General features: G+C 58.0%; 17 protein-coding genes and 2 tRNA genes. 6 read left to right on the plus strand and 13 right to left on the minus strand.

Annotated elements, in window-relative coordinates; all coding sequences use genetic code 11:
* Positions 1 to 5: 5 nt before the first annotated feature.
* The 6 genes from shc to hpnA all read right to left on the minus strand — a co-directional run bounded on the left by shc (position 6) and on the right by hpnA (position 7,606).
* Positions 6 to 1,976 (minus strand): squalene--hopene cyclase, encoded by a 1,971-nt coding sequence (gene shc, locus AD948_RS14880; RefSeq protein WP_061472536.1) that lies wholly within the window; start codon positions 1,974 to 1,976, stop codon positions 6 to 8.
* Between the two features lie 57 nt (positions 1,977 to 2,033).
* Complete coding sequence (hpnE, locus tag AD948_RS14885) at positions 2,034 to 3,332, minus strand: hydroxysqualene dehydroxylase HpnE (RefSeq protein WP_061472537.1); 1,299 nt, start codon at positions 3,330 to 3,332, stop codon at positions 2,034 to 2,036.
* A gap of 25 nt (positions 3,333 to 3,357) precedes the next feature.
* Positions 3,358 to 4,248: a presqualene diphosphate synthase HpnD gene (gene hpnD, locus AD948_RS14890; RefSeq protein WP_006558206.1), complete on the minus strand. Its 891-nt coding sequence runs from the start codon at positions 4,246 to 4,248 to the stop codon at positions 3,358 to 3,360.
* Between the two features lie 72 nt (positions 4,249 to 4,320).
* The gene (gene hpnC, locus AD948_RS14895) at positions 4,321 to 5,181 is read right to left on the minus strand and encodes a squalene synthase HpnC (protein ID WP_061472538.1); all 861 of its coding nucleotides are present in this window, start codon (positions 5,179 to 5,181) and stop codon (positions 4,321 to 4,323) included.
* A 178-nt stretch (positions 5,182 to 5,359) separates the two neighbouring features.
* A complete protein-coding gene (locus tag AD948_RS14900) occupies positions 5,360 to 6,598 on the minus strand; it encodes a glycosyltransferase (RefSeq protein WP_061472539.1) in 1,239 nt (412 codons plus the stop codon).
* Between the two features lie 12 nt (positions 6,599 to 6,610).
* Positions 6,611 to 7,606: a hopanoid-associated sugar epimerase gene (gene hpnA / locus AD948_RS14905; protein WP_006558203.1), complete on the minus strand. Its 996-nt coding sequence runs from the start codon at positions 7,604 to 7,606 to the stop codon at positions 6,611 to 6,613.
* Between the two features lie 208 nt (positions 7,607 to 7,814).
* On the opposite strand from hpnA, the gene AD948_RS14910 reads away from it, so the two are divergent.
* Both AD948_RS14910 and AD948_RS14915 read left to right on the plus strand, forming a co-directional pair.
* Positions 7,815 to 8,873 (plus strand): lysylphosphatidylglycerol synthase domain-containing protein, encoded by a 1,059-nt coding sequence (locus AD948_RS14910; RefSeq protein WP_058988093.1) that lies wholly within the window; start codon positions 7,815 to 7,817, stop codon positions 8,871 to 8,873.
* A gap of 26 nt (positions 8,874 to 8,899) precedes the next feature.
* A complete protein-coding gene (locus AD948_RS14915; RefSeq protein ID WP_061472580.1) occupies positions 8,900 to 9,826 on the plus strand; it encodes a prephenate dehydrogenase/arogenate dehydrogenase family protein in 927 nt (308 codons plus the stop codon).
* Positions 9,827 to 10,005: 179 nt separating this feature from the next.
* Here the strand turns inward: AD948_RS14915 and AD948_RS14920 are convergent, their stop codons facing one another.
* The 3 genes from AD948_RS14920 to AD948_RS14930 form a co-directional block, all read right to left on the minus strand.
* The gene (locus AD948_RS14920; RefSeq protein ID WP_061472540.1) at positions 10,006 to 10,803 is read right to left on the minus strand and encodes a tetratricopeptide repeat protein; all 798 of its coding nucleotides are present in this window, start codon (positions 10,801 to 10,803) and stop codon (positions 10,006 to 10,008) included.
* Between the two features lie 3 nt (positions 10,804 to 10,806).
* The gene (gene ykgO / locus AD948_RS14925) at positions 10,807 to 10,932 is read right to left on the minus strand and encodes a type B 50S ribosomal protein L36 (protein ID WP_003625637.1); all 126 of its coding nucleotides are present in this window, start codon (positions 10,930 to 10,932) and stop codon (positions 10,807 to 10,809) included.
* A gap of 136 nt (positions 10,933 to 11,068) precedes the next feature.
* Positions 11,069 to 12,055, minus strand: coding sequence for a hydrogen peroxide-inducible genes activator (locus tag AD948_RS14930; protein WP_006558199.1), 987 nt, complete (start codon positions 12,053 to 12,055; stop codon positions 11,069 to 11,071).
* A gap of 209 nt (positions 12,056 to 12,264) precedes the next feature.
* Here AD948_RS14930 and AD948_RS14935 point away from each other — a divergent pair, with 209 nt between their 5' ends.
* Together AD948_RS14935 and AD948_RS14940 are read left to right on the plus strand one after the other, a co-directional pair.
* On the plus strand, positions 12,265 to 12,807 hold the full coding sequence (locus tag AD948_RS14935) for a peroxiredoxin (protein WP_006558198.1): 543 nt from the start codon (positions 12,265 to 12,267) through the stop codon (positions 12,805 to 12,807).
* 271 nt (positions 12,808 to 13,078) lie between these two features.
* On the plus strand, positions 13,079 to 13,606 hold the full coding sequence (locus AD948_RS14940) for a carboxymuconolactone decarboxylase family protein (protein ID WP_006558197.1): 528 nt from the start codon (positions 13,079 to 13,081) through the stop codon (positions 13,604 to 13,606).
* 808 nt (positions 13,607 to 14,414) lie between these two features.
* Here AD948_RS14940 and AD948_RS14950 read toward each other — a convergent pair.
* From AD948_RS14950 to ppa, 4 genes are all read right to left on the minus strand, one after another.
* Positions 14,415 to 14,491: transfer RNA gene (locus tag AD948_RS14950), tRNA-Asp, on the minus strand.
* Positions 14,492 to 14,748: 257 nt separating this feature from the next.
* Positions 14,749 to 15,357 (minus strand): YceI family protein, encoded by a 609-nt coding sequence (locus AD948_RS14955; protein WP_006558195.1) that lies wholly within the window; start codon positions 15,355 to 15,357, stop codon positions 14,749 to 14,751.
* Positions 15,358 to 15,460: 103 nt separating this feature from the next.
* Entirely contained in the window at positions 15,461 to 16,288 is an 828-nt protein-coding gene (locus tag AD948_RS14960; protein ID WP_061472542.1) for a DODA-type extradiol aromatic ring-opening family dioxygenase, read from the minus strand.
* 269 nt (positions 16,289 to 16,557) lie between these two features.
* Positions 16,558 to 17,088 (minus strand): inorganic diphosphatase, encoded by a 531-nt coding sequence (ppa, locus tag AD948_RS14965; protein WP_035382459.1) that lies wholly within the window; start codon positions 17,086 to 17,088, stop codon positions 16,558 to 16,560.
* Between the two features lie 155 nt (positions 17,089 to 17,243).
* On the opposite strand from ppa, the gene AD948_RS14970 reads away from it, so the two are divergent.
* Both AD948_RS14970 and ettA read left to right on the plus strand, forming a co-directional pair.
* Positions 17,244 to 17,317, plus strand: a tRNA-Ile gene (locus AD948_RS14970).
* A gap of 63 nt (positions 17,318 to 17,380) precedes the next feature.
* Positions 17,381 to 19,060: an energy-dependent translational throttle protein EttA gene (gene ettA, locus AD948_RS14975; protein WP_035382507.1), complete on the plus strand. Its 1,680-nt coding sequence runs from the start codon at positions 17,381 to 17,383 to the stop codon at positions 19,058 to 19,060.
* Positions 19,061 to 19,076: the final 16 nt, after the last annotated feature.

Here is a 19,076-nt window from a genome sequence, read left to right on the forward strand (position 1 = left end):
GAGCCTCAGAACCCGAACGCGACGCGGCGGGTGTTGCTGCTTTCCAGATTACGGTAGCGGGCCAGCGCCATCAGCGGGAAGAACTGCTTGTATCCATGGTAGCGCAGGTAGAACACCTTCGGGAATCCAACGGCATTGTAGGGATCTTCATGCCATTCGCCGTTTTCATCCTGCTGTTCGGCCAGCCATGCCATGCCCTTTGCTACGGCGGGATCATCCCGGCGGCCAGCGGCCATCAGGCCCAGCGTAGCCCATGCGGTCTGGGACGGCAGGCTCTCGCCATAGGTGCCGTGTGCGCCGCCTTCATAGGATTCGCAGCCTTCACCCCAGCCACCATCGGCACCCTGAACGGAACGCAGCCATTCCACGGCTTTCACCACAGCCGGATCATCATGTGAGATACCCGCCGCGTTGAAGGCGCACAGAACAGACCACGTGCCATAAATATAGTTGGTGCCCCAACGGCCAAACCAAGAACCGTCTTCTTCCTGGTCCTTGCGCAGATATTCTATGGCACGGTCAATAACTGCTTGATCTTCCACATGCCCAAGCTGGGCCAGAAAGGAAATGCAGCGTGCCGTAACGTCTGCTGTCGGTGGGTCAAGCAGCGCGCCATGGTCTGCAAACGGAATGTGGTTGAGCAGATCCTTGTTGTTATCGATATCAAAGGCGCCCCAACCTCCGTTGGTGCTCTGCATACCGATAATCCACTGGCGGGCGCGTTCCAGAGCCTCGGCATTGGCCGGGTCACCTTCACGGTGCAGCAGCATGCCAACAACAGCGGTATCATCCACATCCGGATAATAATCATTGCCGTACTGGAAGGCCCAGCCGCCGGGGGCAAGGTCAGGCTTGTTGATGGCCCAGTCGCCCTTCACGTCCAGAATCTGCTTGTCGCGTAGCCATGCGCTGGCTTTGCGGAGTTCCGTGAGCGTTTCTTCCGGAGCCACACCATTGGGGCCGGAGGCGGCTTCAAGCATGGCATGGCCAGACAGGCCGGTATCCCAAATGGGGGAGACGCAGGGTTGGCAGTAGGCTTCATCATCCTTGATGACCAGCAGCTTCTGCACCGCTTTCCATGCCGTTACCGCGCGGGGATCTTCATCTGGCACACCAAGAGCCCGGTACATCATGACCACGTTGGCCATGGCCGGATAAATGGCACCCAGTCCATCTTCTCCGTTCAGGCGGGGTTCAATGAAGTCCACTGCCGCCTTGATGGCTTTGTCATGCGTTTTGGTCGGAATAAACGGCAGAACCGGGCGCAGAACCGTATCCAGCCCCTTGAAGACCCGGCCCCAGACGGAACGGTAAGGACCACGGATCCAGTCTTTCACCACTTCCGGGGGTGTTACAAACAGTTCGCGCACGTGAATCTGGCGCGGGTTGATGGCAATAGGTTTGAGGGCCGCAAGAACCAGAAGGGGCGCCACCACCGTGCGGGACCAGTAAGACATGTTCCATACGGAGAAGAATGCCTTGCGGGGCAGCAGCATCAGTTCCACTGGCATCACTGGCGTGGCGCGCCAGGGGGCATCTCCAAACAGGGCCAACTGACACCGGGTGAACACGTTGGTGCGCTCTGCGCCACCGTGATCCAGAATGGCTTCCCGTGCCCGGCGCATGTGCGGGGCGTTGATGTCATCCCCAACGGCTTTAAGCGCGAAGTAGGCTTTTACCGAAGCGGAGAGATCAAACTTGCCGTTGTGATACAGAGGCCAGCCACCGTGATCCTTGCTCTGGATACGGCGCAGGTAGTTCCCTATTTTCTGTTCAAGCGCATCATCAATACGGTCCAGATAGTGCTCAAGCAGCACATATTCCGCCGGGATGGTGGCGTCAGCTTCAAGTTCGTAAACCCAGTGGCCATCAGCCTGCTGGCGCTTGCCCAATGCGGCATGAGCGTTTGTGACTGCGCGATCCAGTGTTTCTTTGGAAACGGGGGCGTCGGAAAAAGCGCTGCCGTCAGCGGCCATGTCGATTGTTCCTTTTAGCTTTCAGCGTTGAATTGGAAAAAGCCCGACATGATGGGATCATGACGGAGAGCGAAGCCCAAGCGTATAAACAGCCCTTACACCTGAGCGCATTGCGCCTTCCAGTGTGGCGGGCAATCCGGTTGCCGTCCAGTCACCAGCCAGCGCCAGATTGACCAGCGCCGTTGCTGGGCCGGGCCGTAGGCGGTTCTGTTCTGGGGTTGCGGCAAAGGTGGCCCGTTTCTCCCACACCACCCGTTGCTGGGGCGGGGTGTCTGGCAGGGCTTCCATCAGAACCGGGTCACACGCATGGCGGACATCCTGCCAGATGGTGCGGGCCAGTTCATCCGGGTCCTGTTCCGTAAAGCGGTTTGCGGCGCTGACAGTTACGGAGAGGATGTCATCCCGCAGGAAAACCCACTCCGCAATGCTGCCCACCAACCCCATGAATCCACTTTTGGCGAATGTGCCAAGCGGGCGTGGGGGGGCAGCCAGACGGAAATGCAGGTTCAGGATGCTTTCAAACGCATCAGGTGCGGTAAAGCCCTGCACGCGGCCATCCAGCAGGCTGGCGGCAACCGGAGCAGGCACGGCAAGAATAACAAAATCGTCGTCCGTCAGCGGAATACTGCCTTCTGGGCCGTGCAGGGCAGTAATGCGGCCACGCTCAATATCCAGGCCACCAATGCGGCTTTGGGTCCGGATTTCCGCCTGCATCACACGCAGATGCGCCAGCGCGGGGTCCACCAGTGTCTCGGACAATCCATCCCGCGCATACCATGGCACACAGGCTTCCCCGCCCAGAGAGAGGGATTCTCGAATGACCGCGCCAAGGAGCGCAGCGCTCCCTGTCTCGCAGGGGGTGTTGAGTGCGGAAATAGCAAAGGGCTCAAGCAGACGGCGGGAAAAGGCACCCGGCAGCAGGCACTCGGCCACGGTCTGATCTTCCTTGGCGGACATCAGCTTTTGCAGGCTGCGCAGTTCCACCAGTCGCATATCCGGCACCCGGCGATGCGGCTGGAAGACCCACCACGGAACCCGCCCGCGGGAGAGATCAAGCGTCCAGCGTGCATCTTCGGCCAGATCGACAAACGGAAACAGGGGTTCCCGCGGGCCAGTTAACGTGTCCAGCCCGCCGGTCATGGCCAGATAGCGGAACACGGTCTTGTTGGCGGAAAGAAGCAGATGGTTCCCGTTATCAATCCGGCACCCGATCTGACGATCTTCATAGGAACGGGCACGACCGCCACAGGCGCGTCCGGCTTCGTGCAGCACAATATGCTTGCCAGCGCCAGCCGCTTCTACTGCTGCGGCCAGTCCGGCCATGCCGCCGCCAATAATGTGCAGGGTGCCTGCCATTCTGTGTGCTCTTTCCGCTCTCAGCTTACGGGAGGTAGGAGGCGGTCAGCCAGAAGGCCTTGCCCAGAGTGGAGGTGTGAGGCCGGTCCAGCAAGACGGCGCTGTTCCAGCCGCGCTTCCGCATGGCCACCAGCACAGCCTCATAGCTTGCCCCCATGATGCGCGCTGGCAGCATGGCCTTGGGGCGGCAGTGGCGCATGGTGGCAAAAGCGGCGCGGAAATGATCTTCCGCACGGGCGGCCAGAATGTTGGCTACATCCTGCAAGCCGGGAGCCGAGAGCGCCTTGATGGGATCATGCGGCACATTGAAGCGTGTCAGAAGATCGCCCGGCAGATAAAGCCGACCACGCGCGGCATCTTCTGCAATGTCACGCAGGATGTTGGTCAACTGTAAAGCGCGGCCGAGGTGATGCGCCACTTTGTCCGCTTCCTGCGTGCTGTCCCCAAAAATACGGACAGAAAGGCGGCCAACGGCGGAGGCTACGCGATCACAATACAGATCAAGCGTTTTTTCGTCCGGGGCGACAATGGTGTTTTCGGCATCCATGATCATGCCGTCAATCACCGCATCAAAATCTTCCTGCCGAAGGGAGAAGAAACGGATGGTGGCCATCAGAACGCGATCAAGCGGGTCAATCGCTTTGCCATCATAGAGATCAGCAATGTGCTGATGCCATGCGTCCAGACGGGCCTTGCGCTCTTCCATGGGTTCATACCCATCGGCAATGTCATCCACTACGCGGCAGAAGGCATAGATGGCGTACATGCCGTAGCGGCGCATGGGGGGCAGAATGCGCATACCGGCGGCAAAGGATGTGCCAGCCTGTTTTACTGTGCTTTCTACCCACGCCAGATCAGCAGGATCACACCCAAGCGGGGTTGGCTTGTCATGCGTCTGGATGTCTTCGGCTGTCACGCGCTTTCCACCTGTTGGTTCATGGTTGTTCGAAACACGGTCTTTTTACAGAACTTCCGGCAGAGGGAAAGCTCAAGACCATCCCCGCAGGGCCGCAAGGGCTGCATGCATGGCATCAGTCCGTTTCAGGGCAACCCGCCCAGCCAGAGGATCTTCCCGGCGCAGGCGCAGGGTCAGCCGCTTGGCCAGTTCCACAATGGCGGCACATTCCATACGGAAACGGCGGTCTTTAATATGGGAGGGCAGCGTGGAGGCCTGACGGTTGAGATTGTCCACACCATCCAGCAGGGTATTGAAGACGCGGCGCAGGCGCGGGCTGGTGCGTCCGGCCAGAATGTCCTCCTGCGATGCTCCGGCCAGCGCCAGCATGTCTGACGGCAGGTAGCAGCGTTTCAGCCGGATCAGGTCTCCCTGACAGTCCTGTAAATGGTTCAGAATCTGGAGAGAGGTGCACAGCGCATCAGATGCCGGGAAAGCATTGAGGCTTTCACGGTGCAACTGAATAAGGAAGCGCCCGACAGGATTGGCGGAATATTTGCAGTAGCGCAGCAGGTCATCCCACGTTTTGTATTCCACCCCGCGAGAATCATCCCGGAAGGCGATGATCAGATCTGTTGCGGTTTCAAAGGGAACCCCAGTGCGAGTGAGAGAGGCCCGGAGCACGGCGGCACTCATGGAGTCCTGTCGTGTAATGGCTTCCCGCTTGCCCAGAAGAACGTCTTCCATGGCGTTCAGGCGGGCCAGCTTTTCCTCTGGTGTCAGGGTTTCACAGTCCGCAATGTCATCAATCACGCGGGCGTAGGCGTAATAGGCATGCACATGCGGGCGCAGCGCCTTGCTGATCAGCAGGGAGCCAACAGGAAAATTCTCGTCAGACGCACCCTTGCCGGAGGAAACGTCTGCCGTGCCCCATACAGATGATGTCTCGGTCATGCTCGGCTCTGCGCGGTTGGCTATCATGAAGCGGACCTTTACACCCTCTGTTCAGGCGTGCCTACTCCTTGCGCGTGCAGACAGATTTTCTGGCCGGGTCCCGGGTTGAAGCAGGACCGGGTTTTCGCCTGCCCTGTGGTGTTGGGGTATTGCTCCGCCTGTTCTGCTTGGGGTGGGGTTACCGGCCGGGGCCGGCACCCCGCTGGGCGGAGCGAATCGGCTCTTCCTGCGGCGCAGGGACTTGGCTAATGCGGCCATCATTGGGAATAGCTTCCCGATAGGCGCGATTTTTCCACACCACACCACGCCCACAGTAATGATTGACCGCAGAACCGATGGTGGCCGCTGTGTAGAAAAGCGCCACAAACGGCAGGGTCAGTGCCCACAAGGGGGAGAGACGGAAACGCCGCAGGGTTGGCACGAAGGAGCCGATGGAGACCAACCATGTGGCCGCCCCGACCCAGGGGGCCAGACCGTGACCAAACAGCGCAATAACGCCCGGTGCCACCCACACCACGCACATGGCGAGAACCGTGAGCACCAGCAACACGGGCGAAAAACGAAGCTGCACATAAGCGGTGCGGGCAATCATGCGCCAGACATCAGCCACATACGGATAAGGGCGGATGGATTTGGCGAGGCAAGAATGACCCAGATACAGCCGTCCTCCGGCCTGTTTGACGCACATGGCCAATGTGCAGTCATCAATCAACGCACCTTTCAGTGCGGCAATTCCGCCGATTTCGGCCAATGTGTCGCGCCGGATCAGAATGGTGCCTCCTGCAGCGCCAGCGGTGCGGCTTTCAGGGTCATTGACCTTGGCGAAGGGGTAGAGCAGCGCGAAAAAGAAGACAAAGGCCGGAACCAGAGCGCGCTCAGGCAGACTTTCACACTGTAGCTCCACCATCTCAGAAACCATGTGCAAGGCATCTGTCTGGGCTTTGGCGACCAGAGTGGAGACATGGGTCGGTGCGTGGACGATATCTGCGTCTGTCAGCAGGATATAGCCGGTGTCCTGTTCCTGTTGTCGACGGGCTTCCGCCACACCCTGCGCCACGGCCCAGAGCTTGCCGCTCCAGCCGGGAGATGGGTCGGCACCATCAAGAACTGTAAGCCGCCCCATGGGGTCTGGAAGGCTGCGAGCAAGGGCCCCCGTATCGTCCTCGCTGCGATCATTGACCAGAATGAGAGAGAGCTTGCCGGGATAATCCTGCTGTAACAGGGAACCCAGCGCAGCTTCAATGCCTTCGGCCTCGTCACGTGCTGGAATGACCACTGTGACACTGGGGGCAATATCCGCAGGGGTATGAGAGGGGTTGGCAGGGCGGAGAATGGGCCCGCCCTGCCAGAATTTACCGTGGAAAAAGATGAGCCCGAACCAGATGAGCGCGGAGAGAACAGCCAGGCCGAAAACCATCCCTCAGCCTCCTTATTTCAGCATTCCATTATTACGGAACCAGGTAATGGCGTCTTCCACCGCCTTGCGGGCAGGGCGAGGGGAATAGCCCAGTTCCTTGATGGCTTTTTCTGATGAAAAGAACATTTTCTTGCGGGACATGGCCAGCATCTCACGCGTAACGCGCGGAGAGAACCCAAAAGAACGGGAAAGCCATTCTGAAACAATGGCAACAGGCCAGATCACTTCCTGCGGCAGACGGATGCGCGGCGGTGGCACATGGGCAATTTCAGACACCATGGCGAACAGGTCTCGCAGTAGATAGTTTTCTCCGCCCAGAATGTATTTTTCGCCAATGGTGCCGCGTTCGAGGGCCAGAGCATGGCCTTCTGCCACATCATCCACGTGCACAATGTTCACGCCCGTATCCACGTAGGCGGGCATGCGGCCCGCTGCGCAGTCCAGAATCATCTGGCCTGTCGGTGTCGGCCGGATATCGCGCGGGCCAACGGGTGTGGACGGGTTCACAATAACGGCGGGCAGGCCGTTTTCCTGCACCAGGCGCAGAACTTCCTGTTCCGCACGATATTTTGAACGCTTGTAGATGCCAATGACGCCATGCTCTTGCACAGGAGTCTCTTCATCCGATTCCGTACCGTCGCCAATCAGGCCCAGTGCCGCAACGGAGGAACAATAGACAATGCGTTCAACGCCAGCTTTCTGCGCTGCCAGCATCAGCAGGCGCGTGCCTTCTACATTGGCCGTCATCATGGGGGCGGGATCAGGCACCCACAGGCGGTAATCAGCAGCAACATGAAACACATAGCGGCAGCCTTCCACCGCGCGGGCGAAGGTTTCCGGGCGGGACAGATCACCATCCACCAGTTCGGCCGGAATATCGGCAATGTTGCGGCGATCGCTGCCTTCACGCACCATCAGTCTCAGGGTGTGGCCGCGTTCCAGCAACGTACGGGCTACGGCAGACCCGACAAAACCTGTCGCGCCGGTTACGAGCGTATGGGCGGTCATGAAAGTGCGCTCCCACAAGGGTATAAAAAGGACGGGTGTGAAACCCGAACGGCTGGATTGTCTCTTTATCCTGCCCTCCAAGGTGGCGCCAGACCCCGTGCTGGTGTAAGTGATCCTCCACTCACGAACAAAGCCCTCCTGGATGGACTGACTGCCGCCAGGCGCTGGGAGGCCCAGGGGGGCTTCTCGGGCAGATAGAGCTTAGGCCTTGAAAAAGCTTACGATTTTTCTCACTTTGCTGGGCCTTTTGGCCATTACGGCAGCCATGGCATGGAGCGGTTTTGGCTCTGTGGTTCATGCTGTTATGCGTATTGGTCTGGGCGGCTTTCTTCTGATGGTATGCTGCCAGTTGGCGGTGGACGGAGTGCTGGGCCTTGCCTGGCACGCTGCGTTTCCCGAGATTGGTTATCTGCGCCTGCTTGGTGCGCGGATGGTGCGTGATGCTGCGGCCACCTGTCTGCCGTTCTCCCAGCTTGGGGGAATTGTTATCGGGATTCGGGCCACCTGTTCCGGGCACGGCCTGCATGGGCGTGAGGCCAGACAGGTCGATCTGCCAGAAGCCGCGTGCGCCAATCTGGTGGATATCACCACGGAAGTGATGGGGCAGGTGGCCTTTGTGCTTCTGGGGGTGGCGTTTCTGGTGGCCCACCAGCGCAACAGCCCGTTTGTGATGCCTGTCATTATAGGGGCGGTGTTTCTGATTGTCGGCACGGCAGGCTTTATCTGGACCCAACGGCATGGTGGCAGCATTTTCCGCCGTTTTGGGGGGATGTTCACCCGCAGTCTGGCGTCTCAGTGGCATGACAGCGTGCTTAATGGCGCGGATGATCTGCAGGAACGGATGGAAGCAGTATGGGGCCGTCCTGGCCGTATCTGCGCTTCTGCCGCCTACCATCTGGTGGGGTGGCTGGGGAGTGCCGCCATGCTGTGGATGACAGCGGGTTTCCTTGGCGCGTCTCTCTCCTTCCCCAACGCGGTGGCTGTTGAGGGTGTGACGTGCGCCATCATGTCACTCGGCTTTCTGGTGCCGGGCAGTCTGGGTGTGCAGGAAGGAGCCTATATGGCCCTTGGTCATGCCTTTGGAATCGATTCTTCCGTCTCTCTCGGGCTTTCTCTCCTGCGGCGTGGGCGTGAACTGGCCATTGGCATTCCGGTGTTGCTGCTGTGGCAGTTCATGGAAGTGCGTGGATTGCGGACCCCAAGCGCCAAGCCCATGCCTAAAACAGAGGTTGGCTATGTTCCGGCTTCTTCCGTGGTGAAGGAGTGACGGGCGTGGCCGATGCGGGGCTTTCCATGCCTGACAACCAGAGTCGTCCCGGTGCGTCAGCGGCGCCTCTTCCTCCTGTGTTCGAGACGCTGGTGGTGGTCGGGCCGGGGCTGATCGGATCTTCTGTCCTTCGGCGTGCGCGGGAGTTCGGAGGGCTGGCTCGGCGTGTCATTGCGGTTGATGTTTCGCCAGAGGTCAGGGCACGCGTATCCGAGTTGGGCATAGCAGACGAAGTCATGGCCGATGCTGCCGAGGCTGCAGCCCAAGCTGATTGTGTCATGCTGTGCGTGCCTGTGGGGGCAATGGGGCCCGTTGCCGCGCAGGTGTTGCCCGCCATGCGTCCGGGTGCGATTCTGACAGAAGTGGGATCAACCAAGGTTTCGGTCATAGAAGCCATTACCCCTTATTTGCGGCCCGATGTCCCTTATGTGCCCGCGCACCCAATGGCGGGCACCGAGTTTTCCGGGCCGGATGCAGGTTTTGCTACGCTATTTGAAAAACGCTGGTGCTTGTTGACCCCGCTGGACAACACACCTGTTGAAGCCGTGGACGCCATTCGCACTTTGTGGGAGCGGTGTGGGGCACGCTTGAGGGAAATGACCCCGGCGCATCATGACCGTGTTTGCGCCATTGTGAGTCACCTACCGCACCTGCTGGCCTTTACCATTTGTGGCACGGCGGATGATCTGGCAGATGAAACGCGCTCGGAAGTGCTGGATTTTGCCGCATCCGGCTTTCGGGATTTTACCCGTATCGCAGCCTCTGATCCCATCATGTGGCGCGATATCTTTCTGTTAAACCGGGACGCGCTTCTGGAAATGCTGGCGCGCTTCATGGAAGACGCACAAGCCATGGCACGCGCCATCCGATGGGGAGATGAAGCGTATATTGTGGACCGCATCGAACGGGGGCGGAAAATCCGCAAAAGCCTGATTGAAAACGAGCAGGCCTAAGACGTGCCGCCGTTAGACGCCGTGTGAAAAGTCAGCCCGCACAGGAGCCGAAAGGCTGAGTTGAAAGCGTGATGGAGCGGGGCCATCGGGACGAGTATCCAACATCCTCGGTCCCAAACAGATTTGTGGGGCCGGCTTGCCAGATGTTTCAAACTGCTCTCGTGTAGAACGGACGTATCTCAGGTAGGCTGGCCGAAGGCTTTGATACGGAGCGCATCCAGGCGCTTGTGATTTTTGTCCGCCATGGGATTGAGATCCAGCATTTTCTGCCAGGCTTTCAGCGCAGCCTGACCATCATTGCGGTGCTCTTCAACTGTTGTCAGCAGGTTCCAGCTCTGGGCATCTTTCGGGTCCCGCTGGAGGGCCGCACCCAGATCCTGCACGGCTCCAGCCAGATCACCGGCGACCAGACGCATCTGGGCGCGTGAGCGCCAGAGAATGGCCTGGTCTGGCTGGAGAGCTATGGCGTCTCCCATATCGTCCACAGCGTTATCTGGTTTTTCCGCAGACACATCTTTCTGTGCACGACGCAGTAGAAGCTGAGTTGTGGGGGAAAGCCCGGCAGAACGAAGGGTTTCCAGCATGTCTTCCAGCGTATGGGCTTCTTCTGGCGTCTTGGCGTGGGCAAGCTGGTCTGCCAACAGGCCGATCCGGTCCTGACGGGTCAGTTTCTTGGCAGAAGGTGCAGAAGGCTTGTTATCGTGGCTGCTCTGCTGAGGTGATGTAGCCGCGGGCGGAGGCGTGGGAGCCTTGGACGGGGCGGAGGAAGGGGCTGAGCCAGCAGAAGCAGGTGGATGTGCCGTGGAAGTGGGGGCCGCCACTATCTGCCCGGCAGAGGCAAGCAGGCAGGAACCAGCCATGAGGAGTATCAGAAAACGGGAGCGCAAATGCAAAAACCCGTTTCTCCGGCGTGCGGAAAAACGGGTTGCGCGCATGTCATGCGTCAAACGCCAGCCGGAAGAGGCCGGAGATGGCATGGATCAGCCCTGACGAGCCTTCATGCGGGGGTTCTTCTTGTTGATGACGTAAACCCGGCCGCGACGCCGCACGACACGGCAATCTTTATCGCGCACCTTGGCTGACTTCAGGCTGTTTCTGATTTTCATGGCCCGTTTTACTCCGCCGATGCTTAAGGAACTGGAAACAAGTTGAGTGGGCACATACCGGTCCCGCCTGTACGAGTCAATGTTTCTCAAGGGTTCCAGACGGAATTTCTTCTTCTGGGGCTGGTTTCTTGCCGTTTTATTTGGATCTGGCCGTGTCTTTTTTCCCGATTGCGGAAAGGTCCGGCCTGGGTGTTTCCCGGTTGGCGGGCGCAAGGGTGGCAAAAGCTGAAGCCAGAGTATGGAAATCCGCCGCGCGCGGGGATCGGGGGCGCCATGCCAGCCCGATGGTGCGCCACACCGGACCGCCGGAAAGCGGGCGGGCGACAACACGATGATTCTGAAGAAGGCCGTTCTCAATAGCCAATGCGGGCACGACCCCAATGCCCAGAGACAGTTCCACCATTTCAACCATGGTCTGGAGCGATGTGGCTGTGAATGTGGAGTCGCCTTCTCCGTCCGAACTGTCCCATCCTCGGCCCTGGCGGCAGACAGCGAGCGTCTGCTCCCGCAGGCAGTGGCCGTCTTCCATCATGATCATGCGCTGGTTTTCCAGGCGCTCCACTGGCACATGCGTGAGGTGGCTCAGGTCGTGGCCTTCCGGCATGACAACATGAAACGGGTCCTGCCACAGAGGGAGCGTTTCCGTGCCATCACACAGGCAGGGCATGGCCAGCACCAGCATATCCAGCCGCCCGAGGGACAGTTTCTCCAAGAGATGTTCGGTTGTGTCTTCTGTCAGGGAGAGCACAATCTGAGGGAAGCGCAGCCGGATGATTTTGACCAGCGGCGTCAGGAGAAAAGGGCCAATTGTCGGAATAATACCTAGCCGTAGCGCGCCTGTCAGTGGTGTACGGGCGGCAGCGGCCAGTTGCGGCACGGCTTCCAGCGCTTCCAGCGCCTGCCGGCCCTTATTGGCAATGTCATGCCCCAGTGGTGTGAAGACCACTTTCTTTCCCACAGTGCGGTCCAGAAGTTGGGCGTCAAGCTGGCGTTCGAGCGCCATGATGCCTGCCGAAAGCGTGGATTGCGTCACGGCGCAGGCTGCCGCCGCCCTGCCAAAATGACGGAGTTCTGAAAGGGCAATCAGGTAGCGAAGTTGCTGGGCAGAAGGGAGGGGAAGCATGGCAGACCTCACACGTTTACGGCTGGCAGCAGATGCGCAGACATGATTCTCTTTTGAAGAACAGGAGGGGGATTGTTAATCGATCATTCCGATTGTTTTGATATAAAATATTCATTGGCATGAATGGACGCATCGCGCCATAGATACTTCCGCGGCAGCGGTGCGCATGTGCCGCTGTAACATATGCCCAACATATAAGGAGCAATCTGATGCTGACCGTTGGTGATAAATTTCCGAGCTTTGATCTGACTGCTGTTCCGGGTGGTCCCGAAGGGCTGAAGGGCGAATTCGTTCAGATTTCTGATAAGTCTGACGCTGGCAAATGGAAGGTTGTCTTCTTCTGGCCGAAAGACTTCACGTTCGTTTGCCCCACGGAAATCGTGGCATTTGGCAAGTTGTCCAAAGACTTCGCTGATCGTGATGCCGTTGTTTACGGTGTGTCCATCGATAGCGAATTCGTGCACCTTAACTGGCGCCTGCACAACGAAGACCTGAAGGATCTCTCGATCCCGATGCTGGCTGACATCAAGCGTGAGCTGACAGAAGGCACAGGCGTGATGGCGAAGGATGCCGGTGTGGCCCTGCGCGCAACCTTTGTTGTGGACCCGCACGGCGTCATTCGCCACGTGTCCGTGAACGATCTGTCCGTGGGCCGTAACCCGCAGGAAATCGTGCGTATTCTGGATGGCCTGCAGAGCGACGAACTGTGTCCCTGCAACTGGAAGAAGGGTGACGACTTCATCAAAGTCTGATCCTTCTGCTTTATCAGCCAGATCATGCTGTCTCTGATGGTTTTTGATCTGGCGGTTGTCTTCGTGGCGATTTCGGTCTGCTGCGAAGGCAACGCTTCCGGTTTGCCTGCCCTGTGATGGGACGGCAGCCCGAGCAGTCTGCTCCATGCGGGTTTGTACTGCGGCCCTGCGCCCTGCTTTCCCGAATGCTGAGAGTGCCTGATGTCCGGTAAGTTTTCCCGGTAGAAGGTGTCTCGTTTCCCCTACTTCTTTAATTTCTGCGGATTGACCCATGTCCCTTGATGCCCTGAAGGATCGTATTCCCGATTATGCGAAGGATCTGAGGTTGAATCTCAGCTCTCTCGCCAATGATATTGCCCTGACGCAGCAGCAGCTTGCCGGTACGTTCATTGTCTCTGCCATCGCGTCTCGTAATGATGATGTCACCAAGGCTATTGTTGCTGAATTTGGGGGCAAGCTTTCCCCTCAAGCCCTGAGTGCTGCCAAATCTGCCGCGGCTATTATGGGGATGAACAACATTTACTACCGCTTTGTGCATATGGCAGGCGGTGACTATGCCAAGATGCCAGCACAGCTCCGCATGAGTGTGATTGGGCGGCCGGGCGTGGAAAAAGTGGATTTTGAACTGTGGTCTCTGGCTGTGTCCGTCATCAACGGCTGTGACCTGTGCGTAACCAGCCACGAGAAGATTGTGCGAGAAGCCTTGGGGGCGGAAGCTGTTCAGACCGCCGCGCGTATTGCCGCAACCGTGCATGCTGTTGCCGTGGCTGTGGAAGGTGCAGCTGCACTGGGTGATTGATTCTCAGTCAGTGGGCGTCAGACGTTTTTATATCGTCGAAAAACTGTCTCCTACCTTCTTCTTTTGACCGTGCAAGCGAAGCGTTCTCCATTCCCTGCGGAACGCAACGCTTGCTCAAAGGAGGAGGGAAAGTTTGCAATCTCTTGCCTGCTTGCCTGCTTGCCTGCTTGCCTGCTTGCCTGCCTGCCGGAGGCAATGGCTGAGTAGAGCGTAGATCCAGTCTGATCAATCAGAGTGGTTTTTTCTGCCGGGAAGCAGGTTTTCGGCGCCATCCATAAAAGGCCAGCCCGATTATTGCCTGTGTGGTAGAGTGAGGCGTCCACCTGATGGGGCTTTGTGTTACGCCTCTGGGCCGTTGGTTTTTGTGCCAAAGATCCTCTATCGGGTTTTCAAACCTGCCTTTTCGATCTCAAGAGTTCTACGGGGTTTATTGGGGAAGGGCTTTTCAAATAGCTTCTACCATCCCTCCAATACGGTTCCCTTAAAAGGGTGGCGTTTTGCGGGCAGCGGGCGGTTCTGCAACGCATAAGGTGCAGCGCTTCTTAAATTGCCGGACACATTCTCCCTCTAATCCTACCCTGCACGCTTCGTGCGATTGCGGGCAGAGGCATGGTCGTGGCGATAGGCCAAGGCGTTATCGCGCTGACATCTAACGGGCGGCTACAGAAGCTACCCATAGGTTTGGCTGTAAAAAATGCCGGAAAGGGTAGCAGTTTAACGATAAAAACGATGGGGGATTGGCATGGGATCAAATGCCACAGGGGAAGGGCGCGCCATTTTCTCATTTAATTTGTATTTTGAGAGAAAGTGGCGCGAGTGACGGGGCTCGAACCCGCGACCTCCGGCGTGACAGGCCGGCGCTCTAACCAACTGAGCTACACCCGCAGTCCTGACGCTCACCAGTAGTGTGCGTCGGTATGAGGGGTCTTATAGCGGGGATTTTTCGTTTGGCAACAGGGTTTGGGTAAAAAAAATGCAGATTATGTATTTTTCTCTTTAATCCAGAGACTTATGGAGAAAATGGACGATTGTTGGAGGCATGCGGGAGGTGCGCGCCCCTTCGTCATGTGCCGGTAGGCAGGGTGGAAGGAACGGCCCGAAAAACCCCCATCCGGTAAGGCAGGGAAGGGGGCGTAGATCGGTCAGTTCTGCTTTTCAAATGCTCCTGCAATGGCAAGTGTCACCTCATCGCCAACCATTGGCACGTAGGTTTTTACGCCAAATTCGCTGCGTTTAATGACCCCTGTCGCCTGGAAGCCAACCGTATAAGCCTTGTCCATGGGGTTTACCCCAGACCCCACATAGCGTGCCTGCAACGTAAGGGGGCGGGTGATGCCATGTAGAGTGAAATTGCCGGTAATGGAGGCTCCTCCTTTGCCATCGGGCACGACCTGCGTGGAAACAAAGGTGGCCGTGGGGTATTTGGCTGCGTCCAGCCAGTCCGCGCCCTTCAGTTCGTCTGTCAGTCTATCACTGGTGGTTTGAACGCTGCTGACCGGAAGAGAAATGGTCAGTTTGGACGCAGCAGGATGCACGCTGTCCAAAGCGAGTGTGCCGCTGGCACCGGAGAACAGGCCGGAATAATTGGTAAAGCCGAAATGCAGCAGGGAGAATACTACCTGCGTATGGCCGGGTTCGACTTTGTAGGTACCGCTCTGAACCTGTTGGGGAGCGCCTTCTGCCAGCGCCATGCTGAGAGAAGCTGCCATGCCGACAACAGCAAGAGAGCATGTGAGAAGTCTTTTAGACATAATGAAACATCCTTGGGGAGTGGTGAGAAACAAAGGAAGGGAGGCATATGTCCGCTTTGCCCTAACGCGAGAGCGTTGGGTTCGTACTCTGCCGGGAAAAAGATCAGCCGCCGAAGGTGAAGCCGGAAAGAGCCTTGCCCATAACCGTGTCGCTATAGGTGCGGACGCCCGAATCTGTGCCCGCGGCACCTGCAACGACCATCAGGGGAAGCAGATGGTCTTCTCTGGGGTGGCAGATGCGCGCGGCGGGCGCGCTTTCCCACTGAACGAGTGCCTGATTACGTTGGGTTTCCGGCTGGGTGATGGCTTGGGCCAGCCATGTGTCAAACTGGCGGGCGGCATCATTGGAACGTGGGTCACCCGTCATGAAGTGGCGCAGATTATGGTAGGTCAGGCCGGTGCCCACGATCAGGATGTTTTGATCCCGCAGCGGCGCGAGGGCCTGCCCGATACGCAGATGCTGGGCCGGGTCCATATCCTGCTGCAGAGAGAGTTCCACAACGGGAATATCCGCCTTTTCAAACGCCAGCATGAAGGGAATGAAGACGCCGTGGTCAAAGCCGCGGTGGGGATCTTGTTCTGCGGGGATACCCGCATCCGTAAGCAGATGTTGCACTGTTTGAGCTAACTGGGGTGAACCCGGTGCAGCATAGTCAAGCTGATAGGTGTGGGGCGGAAAGCCGTAATAATCATAAATCAATGACGGATGAGCACCAGAGGTTACGGTTGGCACTCGGGTTTCCCAGTGGCCAGATACAACCAGAATGGCATCTGGCTTCTGGGGAAGGGTATTGCGCACCCCGCGCAGGTAAGCCGCCATGGCATCCCATGTATCCGGCCAGTCCATGAAGAAGCAAGGCCCCCCGCCATGCGGCAGGAAGAGGACGGGCTGACGTCCGGCAGAGTGTGAGTGCGGTGCGGCTTCAGGCATGGGCAGACCAACCGTGACAGGAGCAGGAATGGGAGTGTCGCGTTCTCGGTGCCTTTTGATAATCCCATGTTTCAGTAAGATATCTCACACCAGGAGTATGAGATGGGTATTCTGGAAGGCCCTTTTCTTCTCACTGGAGGGAACTGCCTTAGCTGTCGTCTCCTGAGGAACGCGCATAAAAAAACCGGAGGGCGGCATAAGCCGCACACTCCGGTTTCTCGAACCCCTCCTACGGTGTGATGGAACCGCAGGAGAAAGGCGAAAACGCTTTATTTGGCCTTTTTGGCTTCTTCCACGCCAGTGCGGATGAAGTCACCTGCTTCTTCACGGGTGCCCCAGCCGGTCACTTTCACCCATTTGCCGGGTTCCAGATCCTTGTAGCGGGTGAAGAAGTGCTCAATCGCCTTGACGGTGATTTCCGGCAGATCCTGCACGCTTTCCACTTTGCTGAACTGCGGGTGAACCTTGTCATGCGGGACGCAGATGATTTTTTCGTCCTGGCCGGATTCGTCTTCCATCTTCAGCACACCGATGGGACGGGCGCGAATCACGGAGCCGGGCACAACGTTGCTGGGGGTCAGCACCAGGGCGTCTGTCGGGTCTCCATCAGCGGCCAGCGTGCCGGGAATAAAGCCATATGCCGTGGGGTAGGCCATGGGCGTGAACAGGAAGCGGTCCACAAACAGGGCGCCGCTTTCCTTGTCGATTTCGTATTTGACGGAAGATCCCTGCGGGATTTCGATCACCACATTGATGTCAAACGGCACATCTTTACCAGGAGAGAGTTTCGACACGTCCATAAGGCTGCTCCAGCATGGGTAAAATACGGATGCCAGACCCTATCCGCCATGGTGCGACTTGCCAAGTCGGAACAGAAGGGAGTGAATTTTGGCTGTTTTTCACACTCAGAACTCTTGCCAAATGTGTCAGGTTGCGTAATCAGAGAGCCACCTGCGCGCCCGTAGCTCAATTGGTTAGAGCGGGCCGCTCATAACGGCTAGGTTGCGGGTTCAAGTCCTGCCGGGCGCAGGTTTTTGCCTTTCACGTCCTTATCGGCGCCTTTTTACCAGTCCATTCGCGGGAGTTCATCTCATGGCACCATATCAATACGTCTATGTGATGAAGGATCTGACCAAGTCCTATCCGGGTGGTCGGGAAGTGTTCAAAGGCATTACGCTGTCCTTCCTGCCGGGCGTGAAAATTGGTGTTCTGGGCGTTAACGGTGCCGGTAAATCCACCCTGCTCAAAATCATGGCGGGGATTGATAAGGAATATGGCGGGGAAGCCTGGGCGGCTGAGGGCGTAAAGGTCGGGTATCTGGAGCAGGAGCCCCAGCTTGACCCCAAACTGACCGTTGGCGAGAACGTGGCCCAAGGCTTTGGCGACCTGAAAAAGGCCGTTGACCGCTTCAACGAGATTTCCATGCGCTTCGCTGAGCCCATGGAAGATGATGAAATGAATGCCCTGCTGGCTGAACAGGCCGATCTGCAGGAAAAGATTGATGCTGGCGATGGCTGGGAACTGGACCGCAAGCTGGAGATCGCGCTGGATGCACTGCGCTGCCCGCCTGCTGACAGCCCGGTAGACAAGCTCTCCGGTGGCGAACGCCGCCGTGTGGCTTTGTGCCGCCTGCTTCTTGAAAAGCCTGATATCCTGCTGCTGGACGAACCAACCAACCATCTGGACGCAGAAAGCGTGGCATGGCTGGAAAAGACGCTGCACGATTATCAGGGCACCGTGATGGTCATCACCCATGACCGTTACTTCCTGGACAACGTGACCAACTGGATTCTGGAAATCGAACGCGGTCGCGGTATCCCGTTTGAAGGCAATTATTCCTCCTGGCTGGAACAGAAGCGCAAGCGTCTGGCACAGGAAGAAAAGGAAGAAAGTGCCCGCCAGCGTGCCCTTGCCGCCGAACAGGAATGGATTGGGTCCAGCCCCAAGGCGCGTCAGGCCAAGAGCAAATCCCGTATTGCGCGATATGAAGAAATGCTGGCCCAGAGCGCTGAAAAGCAGACGGGTGTGGCGGATATCGTCATTGCGCCCGGCCCGCGTCTGGGCGGCACGGTGATTGAAGCCGATCACCTCAGCAAAGGGTTTGGTGACCGTCTGCTGATTGACGATCTCAGCTTCAAACTGCCGCCGGGTGGTATTGTCGGGGTGATCGGGCCGAACGGTGCCGGTAAGTCCACGTTGTTCAAGATGATCGTGGGTCAGGAAAAGCCGGATTCGGGGGAACTGAAAATCGGTGAGACTGTAAAGCTGGGATATGTTGACCAGTCCCGTGACGATCTGGACCCCAACAAGACCGTGTGGGAAGAAATTTCCGGCGGCACGGATGTCATTTATCTGGGTAAGCGCGCCGTTCCTTCCCGTGCTTATGTCGGGGCGTTCAACTTCAAGGGTTCAGACCAGCAGAAGAAGGTTGGCATTCTTTCCGGTGGTGAGCGCAACCGCGTGCATCTGGCCAAGATGCTCCGCAAGGAAAGCAACGTGCTGCTGCTGGACGAACCAACCAACGATCTGGACGTGGATACCCTGCGTGCGCTGGAAGAAGCCTTGGCAGAATTTCCGGGGTGTGCCGTGGTCATTACCCATGACCGCTGGTTCCTGGACCGTCTGGCAACGCATATTCTGGCGTTTGAAGGGGATTCCCACGTCGAGTGGTTTGAAGGAAACTTCCAAGCTTATGAGGAAGACAAACGCCGGCGTCTGGGTGCTGATGCTACGGAACCGGGCCGCATCCGTTATCGGCCCATCGCCCGCTGATCTGGCTCGGATGGGT

The sequence above is a fragment of the Acetobacter senegalensis genome (genome assembly GCF_001580995.1).
GTDB lineage: Bacteria > Pseudomonadota > Alphaproteobacteria > Acetobacterales > Acetobacteraceae > Acetobacter > Acetobacter senegalensis.

Bases quoted from the DNA above. Each gene is read 5' to 3' on its own strand.
- shc (WP_061472536.1), bottom strand. From the start codon at position 1,976: ATGGCCGCTGACGGCAGCGCTTTTTCCGACGCCCCCGTTTCCAAAGAA.
- hpnE (WP_061472537.1), bottom strand. From the start codon at position 3,332: ATGGCAGGCACCCTGCACATTATTGGCGGCGGCATGGCCGGACTGGCC.
- hpnC (WP_061472538.1), bottom strand. From the start codon at position 5,181: ATGACCGAGACATCATCTGTATGGGGCACGGCAGACGTTTCCTCCGGC.
- AD948_RS14900 (WP_061472539.1), bottom strand. From the start codon at position 6,598: ATGGTTTTCGGCCTGGCTGTTCTCTCCGCGCTCATCTGGTTCGGGCTC.
- hpnA (WP_006558203.1), bottom strand. From the start codon at position 7,606: ATGACCGCCCATACGCTCGTAACCGGCGCGACAGGTTTTGTCGGGTCT.
- AD948_RS14915 (WP_061472580.1), top strand. From the start codon at position 8,900: ATGCCTGACAACCAGAGTCGTCCCGGTGCGTCAGCGGCGCCTCTTCCT.
- AD948_RS14920 (WP_061472540.1), bottom strand. From the start codon at position 10,803: ATGCCATCTCCGGCCTCTTCCGGCTGGCGTTTGACGCATGACATGCGC.
- ykgO (WP_003625637.1), bottom strand. From the start codon at position 10,932: ATGAAAATCAGAAACAGCCTGAAGTCAGCCAAGGTGCGCGATAAAGAT.
- AD948_RS14930 (WP_006558199.1), bottom strand. From the start codon at position 12,055: ATGCTTCCCCTCCCTTCTGCCCAGCAACTTCGCTACCTGATTGCCCTT.
- AD948_RS14935 (WP_006558198.1), top strand. From the start codon at position 12,265: ATGCTGACCGTTGGTGATAAATTTCCGAGCTTTGATCTGACTGCTGTT.
- AD948_RS14940 (WP_006558197.1), top strand. From the start codon at position 13,079: ATGTCCCTTGATGCCCTGAAGGATCGTATTCCCGATTATGCGAAGGAT.
- AD948_RS14955 (WP_006558195.1), bottom strand. From the start codon at position 15,357: ATGTCTAAAAGACTTCTCACATGCTCTCTTGCTGTTGTCGGCATGGCA.
- AD948_RS14960 (WP_061472542.1), bottom strand. From the start codon at position 16,288: ATGCCTGAAGCCGCACCGCACTCACACTCTGCCGGACGTCAGCCCGTC.
- ppa (WP_035382459.1), bottom strand. From the start codon at position 17,088: ATGGACGTGTCGAAACTCTCTCCTGGTAAAGATGTGCCGTTTGACATC.
- ettA (WP_035382507.1), top strand. From the start codon at position 17,381: ATGGCACCATATCAATACGTCTATGTGATGAAGGATCTGACCAAGTCC.